Source organism: Bacillota bacterium (assembly GCA_012837285.1).
In the GTDB taxonomy this organism is placed as follows: Bacteria; Bacillota; DTU030; order DUMP01; family DUMP01; genus DUNI01.
The window spans coordinates 1-15,157 of the sequence record DURJ01000075.1 but is presented as its reverse complement, the minus strand read 5'-3'; the positions used below and the strand labels follow the sequence as shown (position 1 = coordinate 15,157).

Annotated in this window: 18 protein-coding genes; 15 read left to right on the top strand and 3 right to left on the bottom strand. The window is 52.4% G+C overall.

Annotated elements, in window-relative coordinates; genetic code table 11:
- The first annotated feature begins 10 nt into the window (after positions 1–10).
- From GX016_04415 to folK, 8 genes are read left to right on the top strand one after another with little or no spacing between them, the layout of a single operon-like run.
- Positions 11–829 carry a formylmethanofuran dehydrogenase subunit C gene (locus GX016_04415; protein HHT70804.1) on the top strand — a complete coding sequence of 273 codons (819 nt, stop codon included), beginning with the start codon at positions 11–13 and terminating at the stop codon, positions 827–829.
- Entirely contained in the window at positions 805–1,764 is a 960-nt protein-coding gene (locus tag GX016_04410) for a methenyltetrahydromethanopterin cyclohydrolase (protein HHT70803.1), read from the top strand. The genes GX016_04415 and GX016_04410 overlap by 25 nt, the downstream gene beginning before the upstream one ends.
- 5 nt (positions 1,765–1,769) lie before the next feature.
- Complete coding sequence (locus GX016_04405; GenBank protein HHT70802.1) at positions 1,770–2,642, top strand: RimK family alpha-L-glutamate ligase; 873 nt, start codon at positions 1,770–1,772, stop codon at positions 2,640–2,642.
- A gap of 5 nt (positions 2,643–2,647) precedes the next feature.
- A complete protein-coding gene (locus GX016_04400; protein HHT70801.1) occupies positions 2,648–3,523 on the top strand; it encodes a triphosphoribosyl-dephospho-CoA synthase in 876 nt (291 codons plus the stop codon).
- 55 nt (positions 3,524–3,578) lie between these two features.
- Positions 3,579–4,544: a GTP cyclohydrolase I FolE2 gene (locus GX016_04395; protein HHT70800.1), complete on the top strand. Its 966-nt coding sequence runs from the start codon at positions 3,579–3,581 to the stop codon at positions 4,542–4,544.
- A 1-nt stretch (position 4,545) separates the two neighbouring features.
- Positions 4,546–5,631 (top strand): DUF1464 family protein, encoded by a 1,086-nt coding sequence (locus GX016_04390; GenBank protein HHT70799.1) that lies wholly within the window; start codon positions 4,546–4,548, stop codon positions 5,629–5,631.
- Between the two features lie 11 nt (positions 5,632–5,642).
- The gene (folB, locus tag GX016_04385; GenBank protein HHT70798.1) at positions 5,643–6,017 is read left to right on the top strand and encodes a dihydroneopterin aldolase; all 375 of its coding nucleotides are present in this window, start codon (positions 5,643–5,645) and stop codon (positions 6,015–6,017) included.
- Positions 5,986–6,492, top strand: a complete 507-nt coding sequence (gene folK, locus GX016_04380) for a 2-amino-4-hydroxy-6-hydroxymethyldihydropteridine diphosphokinase (protein ID HHT70797.1) — start codon at positions 5,986–5,988, stop codon at positions 6,490–6,492. The genes folB and folK overlap by 32 nt, the downstream gene beginning before the upstream one ends.
- On the opposite strand, the gene GX016_04375 is transcribed toward folK, so the two are convergent.
- The 3 genes from GX016_04375 to GX016_04365 form a co-directional block, all read right to left on the bottom strand.
- Positions 6,477–7,829, bottom strand: a complete 1,353-nt coding sequence (locus GX016_04375; GenBank protein ID HHT70796.1) for a PTS mannitol transporter subunit IIABC — start codon at positions 7,827–7,829, stop codon at positions 6,477–6,479. The two genes, folK and GX016_04375, sit on opposite strands and share 16 nt — an antisense overlap.
- A complete protein-coding gene (locus tag GX016_04370; protein ID HHT70795.1) occupies positions 7,808–8,326 on the bottom strand; it encodes a flavoprotein in 519 nt (172 codons plus the stop codon). The genes GX016_04375 and GX016_04370 overlap by 22 nt, the downstream gene beginning before the upstream one ends.
- A 73-nt stretch (positions 8,327–8,399) precedes the next feature.
- A complete protein-coding gene (locus GX016_04365; GenBank protein HHT70794.1) occupies positions 8,400–8,936 on the bottom strand; it encodes a cupin domain-containing protein in 537 nt (178 codons plus the stop codon).
- A gap of 208 nt (positions 8,937–9,144) precedes the next feature.
- On the opposite strand from GX016_04365, the gene GX016_04360 reads away from it, so the two are divergent.
- The 7 genes from GX016_04360 to GX016_04330 are packed head-to-tail and all read left to right on the top strand — an operon-like array spanning position 9,145 to position 15,100.
- A complete protein-coding gene (locus GX016_04360; protein ID HHT70793.1) occupies positions 9,145–10,329 on the top strand; it encodes a hypothetical protein in 1,185 nt (394 codons plus the stop codon).
- 26 nt (positions 10,330–10,355) lie between these two features.
- The gene (locus GX016_04355) at positions 10,356–11,036 is read left to right on the top strand and encodes an ATP phosphoribosyltransferase (GenBank protein HHT70792.1); all 681 of its coding nucleotides are present in this window, start codon (positions 10,356–10,358) and stop codon (positions 11,034–11,036) included.
- Entirely contained in the window at positions 11,023–12,270 is a 1,248-nt protein-coding gene (gene hisD, locus GX016_04350) for a histidinol dehydrogenase (GenBank protein ID HHT70791.1), read from the top strand. The genes GX016_04355 and hisD overlap by 14 nt, the downstream gene beginning before the upstream one ends.
- Positions 12,257–12,880: an imidazoleglycerol-phosphate dehydratase gene (locus GX016_04345; protein HHT70790.1), complete on the top strand. Its 624-nt coding sequence runs from the start codon at positions 12,257–12,259 to the stop codon at positions 12,878–12,880. The genes hisD and GX016_04345 overlap by 14 nt, the downstream gene beginning before the upstream one ends.
- Positions 12,881–12,896: 16 nt before the next feature.
- Positions 12,897–13,625, top strand: coding sequence for a 1-(5-phosphoribosyl)-5-[(5-phosphoribosylamino)methylideneamino] imidazole-4-carboxamide isomerase (locus GX016_04340; GenBank protein HHT70789.1), 729 nt, complete (start codon positions 12,897–12,899; stop codon positions 13,623–13,625).
- 3 nt (positions 13,626–13,628) lie between these two features.
- Entirely contained in the window at positions 13,629–14,384 is a 756-nt protein-coding gene (hisF, locus tag GX016_04335; GenBank protein HHT70788.1) for an imidazole glycerol phosphate synthase subunit HisF, read from the top strand.
- Positions 14,384–15,100 (top strand): bifunctional phosphoribosyl-AMP cyclohydrolase/phosphoribosyl-ATP diphosphatase HisIE, encoded by a 717-nt coding sequence (locus tag GX016_04330; GenBank protein HHT70787.1) that lies wholly within the window; start codon positions 14,384–14,386, stop codon positions 15,098–15,100. Before hisF ends, GX016_04330 begins: the two co-directional genes overlap by 1 nt.
- Positions 15,101–15,157 lie beyond the last annotated feature (57 nt).

Here is a 15,157-nt window from a genome sequence, read left to right as displayed (position 1 = left end):
TGATCCCAACTTGCGACTGAAGCTGAAAACTAAACTAGAAGTTCCTTTGGAGGCTGAAAGCATTTCTCCGGCACATCTCCTCGGCAAGCCCGTTCGAGAAGTGGCAGCGCTTCCTTTACAATATGGTAATGAGCAGGTTCCTTTGGGGGAGTTCTTTTCCATTGACGGTACAGAGTGTACCGGGCAGCTACATGTGGAGGGTGATTTGGGCCGAGTCAAGTATTTGGGCCGAGGCATGGACCGGGGCCTGCTCACCATTGACGGCCCAGTAGGCATGCATTTAGGTTCCGGTATGTTGGGGGGAGTGATTAGAGCAAGGGGAGAAGTGGCTGACTGGTTGGGCGCTGAAATGAGAGGGGGATTAATTAGAGTTGAAGGATCAGCGGGACACTTAGTAGGTGCCGGCTATAGGGGAGAAAGGACAGGCATGACTGGCGGCACAATCATCATAAAAGGGAATGTGGGTAACGAGGTAGGGGCCAGAATGAGACGAGGACTGATAGCGGTAAGCGGTGCCAGCGGTGATTTTCTTGGCGTCGGGATGCGGGCGGGAACATTAGTTGTTTTTGGACAGAGCGGTGCCCATCCGGGAGCTAATATGAACAGAGGCACCATTGTATTAACTGAAGCCACCCATCTGTTGCCAACCTTTGTCTATTGCTGTATTTATCGTCCTAGCTTCCTGCCCATCCTTTGGCGAACACTGGAAAACCAAGGGGTTTCAGTGCCCCAGGCTGCTCGGGAGGGAAGCTGTGCTCGCTATCTGGGCGATACCAATGAATTGGGCAAGGGAGAGATTTTGATATGCCAGCGGGCAGAATCTGCTTAAATGAACAGGCTGCAGTCCTGGTAGAACACCTGGTGGACAACCAGCAAGCTTTAGGGATCGAGCACATTACTTTTTCCGGCAGAAGTCAGGTGCTAGATGCGGGAATAAATTCTCCCGGAAGTTTAGAGGCCGGGCGGCTAGTGGCCGAGGCTAGTCTGGGAGGTTTGGGCCGCGTGGAGTTTGTGCTGCTTTCCTTTGATGATTTTTGGCTACCGGGGATTCAGGTTACGGTTCAGGAGCCTTCAATCGCTTGCCTGGCTTCTCAGTACGCCGGGTGGTCGGTACAAGGGGAAGGCTTTTCTGCTTTGGGTTCTGGACCGGCCCGAGCACTGGCGGCCAAAGAAGAGGTGTTCAAGGTTTTAGCTTACCGGGAACAAGCTAGGCGAGGTGTGTTGATCTTAGAATCAGACAGTTTGCCTCCGGAACAAGTTGCCCGTAAACTGGCCGCAGAGTGTGGCTTGCAGCCTCAACATCTATGGCTGATAGCTGCTTCTACAGCCAGTATTGTAGGTTCAGTGCAGGTGGCGGCACGGGTGGTGGAGACCGGACTTCACAAGCTTCTAACCTTAGGTTACGACATAAATTGTGTTAGAGCGGCTTTTGGCACCTGTCCCTTGGCACCGGTGGCCCAGGATGATCTGACAGCCCTCGGACGGACCAATGATGCGGTGCTGTACGGCGGACGGTGTTTCTACACGGTAGCCGATGTCAGCGATAGAATTCAAGCGGTGGTAGATCGGGTACCGTCCTCAGCGTCTTCCGATTACGGTACCCTTTTTCTAGATCTGTTTAAGCGCTATGGTGATTTTTATGATATGGACCCGTTACTGTTCAGTCCAGCAGAGGTTGTTATAAACAATCAATCCACCGGCCGGGTCCATCGTGCCGGCAGCATTAATGCCGACCTGCTGCGAGCGTCGTTATTGGAGGTGTAGAGGTAGTGAAAATCGGCATTGTAGGTGGAGGAGAAGGGTGGCATCGGCGGCAACTGGAAGCGGCCTTGGTAAAGCGCGGTGCAACGGTACTGCACTATCCCATCACCCAACTGACAGCCAGAATCGACACCGGTAACCTGGAGGTTGCAGTTGGGGACAAAATACTGCAAGATTGCACTGCTTTGGTGGTGCGAACTATCCCTGGCGGTTCTCTAGAGCAGATTATCTTACGCATGGATATCCTCCGCCGGCTAAAGGAACAGGGACTCAGTGTCTACAATTCGCCTACAGTCATTGAAAAAGCAGTGGATAAATACTACACCTCCTCAGTTTTAGCTGCGGCTGGGATACCTACACCGCCGACGGTGGTCACGGAGGATTATCAACAAGCTCTGGCTGCCTTCGAAGAGCTGGGCCGGGATGTGGTGGTGAAACCGTTGTTTGGGTCGCTGGGAAAAGGGATGGTGAGGGTCAGCGATCCTGATGTGGCGCAGCGGGTGTTTCGGGCCTTGGATCTGGGGGGCTATGTTTTCTATCTGCAGCAATATGTTCCCCATGATAATTGGGATATCCGTGCCTTTGTGCTAGGAAAGAAAGTCATCGCAGCTATGACTAGAGCCGGCTGTAGCTGGAAGACCAACTTGGCCCAAGGAGCTGAGGCTACTTGGCGGATCCTTTCTTCTGAGGAAAAAGAGTTGGCTCTTAAGGCAGCTGGTTGTTTGGGGGCTGATTACGCCGGTGTCGATCTTCTTTGGTCACAAAAAGGACAGCTGTTTGTATTAGAGGTAAACGGCATACCGGGTTGGCAGGGATTACAGAGCGTCTGCTCGGTGGATATTGCCGGAGCCCTGGCTGACTATGTGGTAGAAAGGAGCTGAAGCAGGTGAGGCCGAAGGAAGTGGCCAGGGCAGTAGAGCTAGCTTGTATACTAGAGGTGACGGCACCGAAACCAGGCAATGTTAACCGACAGCATGATTTTGATGATACCACTTATGAAGACTTTATTCTCAGTGCCTGGGCCAGTGCGCCGGTATTTTCCCGGAGCGAAGAACTGTCGGTGGGGCAACTTATTTTGGAAGGGGTGCGGGCTGCGCAGCATATGGTTTCCTGCAATACAAATCTAGGCATTTTGTTACTGCTGGCACCGTTGGCCAAAGCAGCACTGATAAGCTCCGGTGCGTTGTCACTCCGAAATAGATTATCCTTAGTGTTAGATGAACTGACTGTGGCTGATGCCAAGGAGGTGTATCTGGCTATACGAGAAGCTAAAGCCGGGGGACTGGGAGAAGTATCCCATCAGGATGTGTCGGGGGAACCGACGGTTTCTCTCAGAGCCGTTATGGAACTGGCCCGACACCGAGACAGTATTGCTGCTGAGTACTGCAGTGGGTATACTTATACGTTTACCATCGGTGTGCCGGCCTTACAGAAAGCTCTGCGGACATATAACCACTGGAGTATAGCAGTGGTGAAAGCTTACTTAGTACTATTGGCGGCAGTACCAGATACCTTGATCGCCCGTAAAGCAGGGTGGCAGCGGGCTAAGGAAGTATCCCAGCAGGTGCAAAGGGTTTTGACCGTCGGCGCCTTAGATACCCAGGCAGGACAGCAGGAATTGGCTGCGTTAGACAATTACCTTCGCAGTGAAGGTAATCGCTTAAATCCCGGGACCACAGCCGACCTGATAACAGCATCCATATTTGTCCTGTTGCTGCTGGAGGGATACGGCCCTTTCTTTGGCCAAAAAAAAGGGTGCTGAAAAGTCTATAAGGCGAATTAAAACACTTTGGATCACCACCTAAGGAGGGGAGACCATGTACACGGACATTGACATCCAAGCAAGCAGGCCACGGATCCAGGTCAGTCTAAATCGAGTGGGAATCACCGGGATTACAAAAATTATTTCCATCGGGGCCAAAGGAAAGGAAAACCTTTTTTATTCCCAGTTGGATTTGTCTGTGGACTTGAACCCCGACCAAGCAGGCGTACACATGTCCCGTTTTAGTGAGGGTATTATTCAAACAGTGGACGAAGTGGTGAAGGAACGTATTATGGACATTGAATCGTTTACTTACAGTTTGGCTGCTTCTGTTTTAGAAAGTCAGGGAGCTCTGCGCTCAGAAGTGATGGTACAAGCCAAATATCCGGTTCAAAAACAGACTCCTGTATCAAGGGTCAGCACCCAAGAGATTTATACCCTCATTGGCATCGCTGCGGCTCGTCCTGGACGTACCCGCGGACTGGTAGGCGTTGAGGCTGCTGGGCTTACCGCCTGTCCTTGTGCCCAGGAGATGGTACGGGCTCAGGCTCAAGAGGACCTTTTGGCCAGGGGGTTTTCCCGCCAGGAAGCAGAAGATATCCTGTCTATTGTGCCGTTGGCCTCGCACAATCAGCGGGGGAAAGGCATCTTGTTGTTGGGTACCGAACAGAAAGTTCAGGCCCAGGACTTGGTCACTATTGTGGAAACATCCATGAGCTCACCGGTTTTTGATCTGCTCAAACGTCCCGATGAGTACCAAGTAATTGTGGCTGCGCACCGACAGCCCCGTTTTGTGGAGGATGTAGTTCGGGAAATGGTGCGACAGGTGGCGATTGACTATCCTGAACTAGAGGACGATGCTTTTCTGTTGGCCAAACAATTTAACTATGAAGGAATCCATAGCTACGATGTGTTTGCGGAGAAGTACGGAACCCTAAAAGAACTGCGTCGGGAGGTGTTCCTGGGCGAGCACGTAACTTGGCCCACCAGCTTGGCTGTGTGGCTCGATCCGGGAAACTGATATGGCGCGGGTGGTGGGTATCGACCCAGGAAGCATAAGTTTCGACCTTTGCGGCTGGGAGCAAGGACGAGTGTTTTTGGACCAATCGGTACCATCGGACCAGGTGGCGGACAGGGCCGAATCGATCCTAGAAATGATAACGGCTTCCGGGCCGGTGGATCTAATTCTAGGTCCGTCCGGATACGGTTTGCCAGTGACAGATGTTCAAGACATTGGTGAGCGGGAACTGTTTCTAATGACCTTGGTAGAGGCCCGGGAGCGGCGGGATATTCCTGTCCTAGCGGGGATGGAAGCTTTGATCAACTTGGCCCGGGTTCGGAGACTACCTCTTTGTTTTACTCCGGCAGTTGTTCATCTGCCTACTGTGCCCAGATGGCGGAAGATAAACAAAATTGACCTGGGAACTGCAGACAAACTCAACTGCGCTATTTTGGCTATTTATGATCAAGCCCATACTTACCAGATTCATTACCAGGATACGGCCCTGATTCTGGTGGAAGTGGGCGGAGCCTTTACCTCGGTAATAGCTGTTGACCAAGGACAGGTGGTAGACGGTATCGGTGGATCCGCTGGAGCAGCTGGCTTTAAATCCGGCGGTGCGTTGGACGGTGAACTGGCCTATCTACTAAAATCGGTGCAAAAGCGAAATCTGTTTGAGGGCGGCATAACAGATATTGTCGGCGAACCCCAGTTGACTTTAACAGAGTATGCCTTACGACTAAAGGAAGAAGAGCTGGAACAAGCGTGGTTAGTTTTGGAAGAGGCCGTGGTTAAGGCGGTGGCAGGCGAGTTGGCTCTGGTACCGACGGCCAAGGAGATTGTTTTGTCGGGAAGGCTTTGTCGCCAGCCGCTGCTGAACGAGCGGTTAGTCCGGCGCTTGAGCTGCTTAGCAACGGTACGGACAGTTAATCCTCTAGCCCGGATAGCTAAGGAGGCAGCTCAGGGTGCTGCCTTGCTGGCAGCAGGGCTAGTGGGCGCAGAGACTGCTCCTTTAGTGGAGCAGTTGCGAATCAGGGAGGCGTCTGGTACTGTGTTCGATCACATTGTCCCCTGGGGTGATGATTTGCGGAGGAGGTATCGGGTTTGACCGATAAGATTATGTTACAGGGTATGACCTTTTGGGGCTATCATGGGCTCAAAGCCGAGGAAAATACTTTGGGACAGCCTTTTGTTGTGGATGTGGAGCTTAACTTAGATTTGCGGCCAGCCGGACAAAGTGACGACCTGGCTCATACAGTGGACTATGGCATGGTTACCGAAATAGCAAAGAAAGTGATTACCGGGAAGACGTGCTGTCTTTTGGAGACCTTAGCCGAAACCATTGCCCGGACCTTGCTGATAGAATATCCAATCCAACGAGTTACGGTAAGGGTAAGGAAACCCCGAGTACCGATACCTGTGCAGCTGGATTATGCAGCGGTGGAGGTGTGCAGAAACAGAGATGACTACCGCTTATCTGGGTTTGGGGAGTAACCTCGGGGATCGCAGAGAGAATCTTCAGGCAGCGGTGGTGGGGTTGGTACAAGCAGGCACCCGGCTAAAGACAATCTCCTCTCTTTATGAAACCCAACCCATAGGGCAGGTGGAGCAGCCGCTGTTTTTCAATGCTGTGCTGGCCGTTGAGACCGACTTATCACCTCAGCAGCTGCTACAGTTGGTCTTGGCCATAGAAAACAATCTCGGCCGCCAACGAACAGTTCGCTGGGGACCGAGAACAATCGACATCGATATTTTATTGTACGGACAGAAAACCGTAAGAGACCTCGACTTGCAGATTCCTCATCCCTATCTCAGTGAGCGCGCTTTTGTCTTGGTTCCTCTGCTGGAGGTGGCGCCTGATTTGGCACTGCTGGACGGACAAGAGCTCAGACAGCTACTGTCACAGGTTGATTGTTCCGGGGTAAAATGGATAGGTGACAGATGGTTCCGCTCCTATGAGCCAAACTGAGAATAATCCGCTGAGAGATACCCCCAGTTGAGTTCCTGCTCTTGAATGTATTTCTTTCCCAGTTGAAGGGCCAGCTGAGCTTTATGTAACTCAGAGCCCATATAGAAGGCATGGTCGGGATCGGTAATGCCAAGCCGGGCATAGAGCTCGGCCGGGTTTGTACCGGAGATGAAATGATCACGATTAAAGACAAAAATACGATCGGCAGCGGTAAAGATGCGGAAATTACGATCAGTAATAAGTTGCTGCATTTGTCTTAGTTCGGCCGGGCTGAAACTATATAAACGCTTGTCCTTAACAGTAAGTAGATCAGCGCTGAAGTTTTTCGGCGGTGATCCTTTTATTTGGGCTTCATAAATCAAATGGCGAGCTAGAGCCGCTTCCTGAACGGCTCCTCGGGTACGGCTGGATGCTTCAGTGGTAAGGACGTAATCGATCTTCAGTTCATGGGCGATGCCCATAAGGAGAGCATTGATACCGGTACTGTCGGCATCTGTAAGTTCGGTTATGTTGCCGATCCCCATGAGAAACGGCAGGTTGGGAAAACGACGTCGGGCTTCGACAAACCGCTGCAGGGAAGCGATGAAGCCAAAATTTATCGGGTTGAGAATGGGATCCAGGATGCAGTTAAGACCGGCTGCGTGGGCACGAGCTAAGTTCTGTTCCAGGGAGTCAAGCCCGTAATCGGAGTCCGGGATGATCACTGCCGGGCAAGTTAAACGAGGCGCTAAGTGAATATTGGAACTATTTAAGCTGAGGATGATATCAACCCCGCTGTCCATGCCTCGTATTATTTCTGATTCCCGGAAAGAATCAAGGCTGACGACAAGGCCTGTGTCTTTTAACCGTTCGATAACTTGCTCAAGATGGGGAAAGTCTTTTTCTATACAGCAACCAAGGTCAATAATATCGGCTCCAGTAGCTTTGTAATAGGAAGCTCGGTTCATGATCTCAGCCGTACTCAAGTAAGGGGCATCAACAATTTCGGCGATTATCAGGGGCGTCGGAGGACTGGCGTTATAATTGGCGGACTGGTCTGGACTGTCTTCCCTGTAAAAAGCCGGTATGTCTTTTAGATCTTTAGGACCCCGAACCACCGCTGCCCCCACAATCTCAGTCAGCCTTCGGGTGTCGGCCCGGCAAAGACCGGGCAGCACCACCTGGCTGTATTGATGGCAGGGTGGAAGGTGTTTCTTCAAGAACTCAGTGTTCATCAGAGCGGCCACACTGATGCCCAGAGTAAGGACATCGTAAGCGAAGTCCAAAGAGATACTGTCCAGGGTGTCCCGGAGACTGTTGGCAGCCAGTTTTCCCGTTACAAATAGGCGCGGAGACATTGTTCCAACTCCTTTATTTCTTTGACTACAGTTACTCCGGGAAAATCAACCAACTGATCTGTGTTGGCTAAATCGATGGGGCGAGGGAAAACTTGCACCGGTCCCCTGGGTCCCGGTGAGGTTACTGCTTCGTCTGTGTCACTGGGCAAGACAACAATGGGAACCCGGCACTTACCTGCCTGGGCGAAGAGGTTGGTAACCAAGGAGTCGGAAATACCGAGGACAAACTTAGCCACCGAATTGGAGGTAGCCGGTGCAATTACCAACAGCCGATACTGCTGGTGGTAAAGGCGCCCAACCATGGGAGAACTGTACGCGCGCTCCCTATACACTTTCTTCCCTGACCGAACCAGGGTGTCGATATCGTGGTTATAGATTGTTAGCACTTCCTCAGCGGCTCGAGACAAAAAGACATCTGCACCGGGAAGCTCGGCCAGGATGGCCATGACTTGGGTGAGATAATGGCCACATCCCGTAATCGCCCAAGCGATAGTCATTTTCCAAATCCCTCCTTGAAATACAGTCGCCATGAAGGGAAGTCCCAGCCTTTGGGTCCGAACAGTGTAAATTCTAGAAAGACGGAGGAGTCATAGCCCACACAGAAACTGACTCCTGGTATCCAGGGTTTTTGAACCGATGGGGGATAGAACTGGCAAAATAGATGCTATCGCCTTCCTGCAAATAGAACTCTTGGTCTCCCCAACGGACTATTAATTCACCCTGTAACACTAAACCGCATTCTTCGCCGGCATGGCTTATTTGGCCGTGATCGGCACTGTCACCTTGTTGCAGCCGGACGAGCAAGAACTCAATACGCCGGTTCATGTCAGGCGACAGCAATTCGTAGACGACATTGGACTGCGGCAGCACAATCTGGCGCCGTTCGCTCTTGCGAACAACAACACCACTGGCAGCTTCATCAAAGAAGTAGCCAATCGGTACTCCTAAAGCGTTGGCAATACGCCACAGGGATTCCACTGACAGTCCAACCAGGTCGCGCTCGATCTGGCTAATAGATCCGGTAGACAACTCAGTAAGGTCTGACAGTTGCTCTATGCTCAGCTGTTGCTGTTGGCGTAAAGCTCGGATCTTGCGGCCTATTTGCATTGGCAGCATCCTCCCCTACCACCAAAAATAACTGTTTACAGTAACATCTTACCACAATTGAGCCCACCACGGCGATAATTGCCAGGTAGTTTCATTATCCGCTCGTGACTATACATAGTCAAGCCTGGGGCAGAGAAAAAATTCTTCTTGATTTTAGTGCTTTACCATGCTAAAATAGCAAACAGTAGTTGATGAAGGAGATAGTAAGATGGAACTACCGGAAGGGGTGTGCGATGTTCCCCCCGATCTGGCCCAACGACAACGGCAGATTCAGCGGGCGTTTCTTCAAGTGCTGTCAGGGGGCGGGTACCTAGAGGTCAAGACGCCGGGTTTTGAATTGTACGAACTGTTAAGACGGGGTTTTATCGCGGAAGAAACCATGTACAAGTTCACCGATCACCGGGGGCGTATTTTGGCCTTGCGGCCGGATTTTACTCTGTCTGTACTGCGCCTGGCCGTGAGCCAGTTGGCGGAAGAGGTGTTACCTTGGAAACTATGCTACACGGGAGAGGTATATCGGATTGAACAGCCTGGATCAGGAAAGCTGCACGAATACGCACAGGTGGGGGCCGAAATTCTAGGTGCCCCTGGGCAAATGGCTGAAGCCGAAGCTATTTGGCTGGCAGCTCAAGGGCTCCGGCAGGCGGGTTGTGATTGTTTTCGGGTAGTGCTGGGAGACGGTCGAGTGACGGCAGCGCTGCTAACAACGGCCGGTATGGCAGCAGCGGAGCAGGAACGAGCCCGCTCTGCTCTGCGGCGACAGGATCTGGTGGAGTTGGAGCGTTGTTTAGACGGGACCGCTACTGGAGCAGCAGTCTTTCGCTGCCTAACTGAGAGAACAGCAGCACTCGGTACGGCCAGGGAGTTGTTGCGCCAGCACCAAGGTGAATCTGTGGCTGTGTTAGAACAGCTGGAAACACTACATCGCGTTCTGGCTCGTACCGGATTGGACGGCCAAGTGGAAATCGACTTCGGCCTTATTCGACCGCTGCCTTATTATACAGGGGTTGTATTTGACTTTTACGCCGAAGCCAGCGCGGTAAGTATCGGTGGCGGAGGACGGTACGACCGTCTGGCCCAGGTGTTGGGGCGTGATCTCCCGGCGGTGGGTTTTGCTGTAAATATCTCTGAAGTTGCCCGGATAACCATGGAGGGTTCTGAAACGGCTGGAAAACGCCCCAGCTACCTGCTAGCCCATGTGAACACCCCGGAAGAAATTGAACAAGCGTTGACGGCTCTTCAGCGGCTGAATGCTACGGGCCAAAAGGGTGAGATTGACTTGTTGGGTGGAAGCTTGGCGACTATATCAGATCGGGCCCGGGCTAAGGGGCACGACAGGGTGTTATTATGGAACGGTGACGGATGGCAAGAGATAAGGGTAAGCGAGAATTAGGCATTACTTGCAGAGGTGATGACGCTATGGCGGTTGATGTGGTTCTAGCCTTGTCTAAAGGGCGCTTGCAGGCACCGGTTATGAATTTGCTTCAGGCCGGCGGTGTTCAGGGTTTACAGCTCCCCCGGTTTGTAGCCGGTACCTGGGCTAATTGTGTTTTTAACAACTTGAACTTAGGGATCTTATTAATTCGAGATGACGACGTCCCAACTTATGTGGCTCGGGGCGCAGCTGATCTAGGAGTAGTGGGGAAAGATGTTTTAGATGAAACCAAAGAAGAAGTAGTGGAACTGCTGGACTTAGGGTTAGGCCGATGTCGGCTGTCGTTGGCAGTGCCGTTGGAGCAACAGAACGAGCTCAACAACGGTAACATCCGGCGAGTAGCCACTAAATATCCTCGTACAACAGAGGCGTTCTTCCGCCGCTTGGGCTGGCAAGTGCAGATAATTAAACTGCATGGGGCGGTGGAGATTGCCCCGGCACTGGGGTTATCTGATGCCGTGGTGGATTTGGTCTCCACTGGCCGTACACTAGAGGCATCAGGTTTGGTGGAGACCCAAGTAGTGAAGAATTGTTCAGCCAGACTTATCGGCAACCGAGCCAGCTATCGTCTCAAAGCCGGGCTGATAAGGCCTGTTGTAGATGCCCTGCGGGGGCAATTGGAGCCAAGGGTGGAAAGGAGTCCGATCGGCAGTGCTAATTGTTAACGGACAAGACTATATCAACCAACTGTCCTGGCGCCAATACCAGGTACCCGCGGCGGTGGCTGATCAGGTTCAAGACATTATTGCTGCAGTAAGAGCGCGAGGCGATGAAGCTGTTCTAGCCTGGGAGACTGAATTCAATGTTGAACCAAAAACCCTAAAGATACCGACCGAAATCATAGATCAAGCAGCGTATAAGCTGGATTCCGAGGTTAAAGCCGCTTTGGAACTGAGCATCGCCCGAGTAAAAGAGTACCAGCAGCAATTGCCCGTGATGAAGACCCAGACGGTTGCTGTGGGAAAAAGTGAGATTATATTCCAGGCCAGCCCGGTGGAAAAAGTAGGTATCTATGTCCCCGGCGGTAGGGCCAGCTATCCGTCTACGGTGGTGATGACAGCTACTTTGGCGCGCATTGCCGGAGTAAGAGACATAATTTTGTGTACTCCGCCTGGGCCTACAGGCATACCTCATGCGGTTACATTAGGGGCTGCTGCAGCGTGTGGTGTAGATGAAGTGTTTTGTTGTGGCGGTGCGCAGGCCATTGCTGCTATGGCTTTTGGGACCGAAAGCATTCCGAAAGTGGATAAGATTGTGGGTCCGGGCAATATTTTTGTCACCGCCGCGAAAAGGGAAGTTTTTGGGGTAGTGGATATAGACGGGCTGGCCGGCCCCAGCGAAGCCATGCTTGTTCTAGATCCAGGAGTGCCAGACCAGGTTCTAAAGTGGTGTATCTGGGACTTAAAAGCCCAAGCGGAACATGATCCCGAGTCTTGCTGTGTACTAGTGACCACGGAAGCTAAACTGGCCGAAAGGTTAGCGTTGTCTGTGCAGGATATACCCGGGCATATCGTGGTTTGTACAGGGGGTTGGGCGGAAGCTCAGGCAGTGATAGAGGCCTTTGCTCCGGAACACTTGGAATTGATCGGTCCGGGGCCGGAATCGCTGGCCACGAAAATCAAGAATGTGGGTGCTGTGTTTGTAGGACCGTTAAGTGCTATTGCCATCGGTGATTATGTGGCCGGACCCAGTCATGTGCTGCCTACCGGTGGCAGCGCCCGGTCTTTTTCCGGACTATGGACCGGTTCTTTTATGAGAGTGCACAGCGTTATCAAGATCAATCCTCAGGAGTTCCCATCCTTGGCCGCTGCCGGGGAGACGTTAGCGCTCTCGGAAGGCCTACCAGCCCACGCGAAATCTTTGGCGTTACGAAGGGGGACTGCGAGTGTTGAAGGCTGAAGGGAAAGTCAAGCGGATAACGGGAGAAACCGATGTTTCTGTGGTCCTGAGTGCGTATGGTTCTGGCCAGGTTCAGGTGAACACAGGGCTGGTATTTTTTGACCATCTTGTCAACAGCCTAGGGTTTTGGGCTCTTTTTGATCTTAGAGTTGAAGCTGGCCCGGTCGTTCCCGGTCGCAGCAGCTTGGATGAAGGCCATCATTTGTGCGAGGATGTAGGTTTGTGTGTTGGCCAGGCGCTGCGGCAAGGGTTGGACCCCTTACTTGGCTTGGATTCGCGTTCGATTGTTCGCTTTGGCCATGCTTTGGTTCCCATGGATGATGCCCTGGTGTTTGCGGCCATAGACATCAGTGGGAGACCCTATTTTGCCGAAGACCTCAGGACTAAACAATATTCTGAAGGAACAGTGCCTATGGCCTGGCTGACGGAATTCTTGCGGGCCTTTAGCCTCAGTGCCCGGCTTAATCTTCATGTGGGCACAATACGGGGAAGTGACCCCCACCATATTATGGAAGCAGCGTTTAAGGCTACCGGATTGGCCTTGCGCGCTGCCCTGCACCCAGATGGCCAAAGAAAAATGGTGCCTTCGACGAAAGGCGTGATTGTATAGAACGGAGGAGCAAAAAATGATTGTCATTCCGGCCATAGATCTTCTTGATGGGGCTTGTGTTCGTCTGACTCAAGGAAAACTGGGAACAGAAACAGTTTACAGTCGAGAACCTCAAAAGGTGGCCCTGAAATGGGAACAGCTCGGTGCCCCACGGCTACACGTAGTGGACTTGAATGGGGCTTTTTCCGGACAATCCAATACTGACAACTTAACAGCTTTAAAGGAAATTCTCGCAGCTGTTACGGTGCCGGTGCAGTTAGGTGGAGGCATTCGCAACCTGGAACGGGCCCGACAACTGTTAAACCTGGGGGTACGATGGGTGATTATGAGCACAGCTGTCTTGGGCCAAGAAAGCCTTATCCGCTGCTATGCCAGCGAGTTGGGAGAACACTTGCTGGTATCAGTTGACTCCCGGGCAGGTAAGCTACTGGGAGCCGGCTGGACCGAGGAAATAGAAATGACTCCGGCTGAGTTTGCTCACTCGCTGGTGGCCGGCGGTGTCGACAGCATCGTCTACACCGGTGCTGCCAGAGACGGAACCATGGCAGGCCCCGACTTAAATGGGATCAAATCAGTTCTTGGTTCCGGCGCCAAGGTGATAGCCGCCGGCGGTATCGGAACAGCAGACCATATCCGCCAATTGAAAGAGGCCTGCCCGAATCTCTACGGGGTCGTTGTGGGTAAAGCGCTGTACTCAAAAAACCTTACTTTGGAGGCGGCCCTTGATGCCGCTAGGGAGGACTAACCTATGGTCTCAGTTACAACGAAAAGACTGATTGCTTGTCTGGATCTGAAACACGACCAGGTAGTCAAAGGAGTTAGGTTTCAACAATTGCAGACCAGCGGTGATCCGTTAACCTTGGCTAAGGCCTATGCCAGCCAGGGTGTGGATGAACTGGTGTGTTTAGCTATAGCCGGTACAACCGAGAGGAAAACAATAGCAGCGGAAATTGTCCGCCAGATCGTGCAGGCAACTGACATACCCCTGGCTGTAGGTGGCGGGCTCAGCAGCCTGGAACTAATTGAACAAGTGCTAGCGTGGGGAGCGGACAAAGTCGTCGTCAGCACAGCTACTATTTCTAATCCGCAGCTTATAGAGCAGGCAGCAGCTGCTGTGGGCAGCAGGCGGGTGGTCCTGGCTATCGATGCTAAGAACACTGGGTCCGGTTGGGAAGTGTATTCTCACGGCGGAAGGCAAGCCACCGGCCTAGACGCTGTGGACTGGGCGCAAAAAGGCGCAGAGCTGGGAGCCGGCGAGATCCTACTGACCAGCATTGATCAAGATGGTACCCAAGACGGCTATGATTTATCGCTGCTACGTTCAGTCTGTTCCAGTATTCATATCCCTGTAATAGCGTCAGGCGGAGCCGGCCGGCCCGAGCATTTGTTTCAAGCTCTAACAGCGGGAGCAGATGCGGTACTGGTGGCGTCCATGCTTCACAAAGGTGCATGGACGGCGGCCGAGCTCAAGGATTTTCTGCGTACTAAAGGAGTGGAGATATAATGCCTAAGCTATGGCCAGTGGTGGTACAAGATGTGGCAGACAAAAGAGTGTTAATGCTGGCTTACGCCGACGAGCAGGCCTTGGCTCTGACGCGCCAGACTGGCCAAGGTTGGTACTGGAGCCGCAGCCGAAAGAGACTGTGGCGCAAAGGCGAAACCTCAGGCCATACTCAACGGGTGGTGGAAGTGCGGTCCGATTGTGACCACGATGCCCTGTTGTACTTAGTGGAGCAGCAAGGTCCGGCCTGTCATACCGGCCAAAGGAGCTGTTTTTTTACCGTCCTGGCTGCTGACGATAACTGGTCGCCTGCTGACAGCTTTAACCTGGATGATCTATATAGTATAATAAGAGAACGAATAAAAGTGCGACCGTCTGGTTCCTATGTTAGTTCGTTAGTTGACCGTGGCCTTAATCGAGTGTTGCAGAAGGTAGGGGAAGAGGCGATTGAAGCAGTCTTAGCGCTACGAGATCTGGATCCGGCTGCTTCAGCCGGTGAAAACAGACAGCGGGCAGTGGAAGAACTGGCCGACCTCTGTTTTCATGTGTTGGTGTCCATGGCGTGCTACGATATTGAGCCGGAAGAAGTAGTGGCTGAGTTAGGGACGAGGAGGAAGGACAAGGTTGAAGTGGGATTATCACGTTCATCTAGAACAGGGACCTTACAGCCGAGAATGGTTGCAGCGGTTTCTGGAAACAGCCCGATTGGCCGGCATTGATGAAATCGGCTTTTCTGAACATGCTTACCGTTTTCGCCAAACTGAGGAGATTTGGCC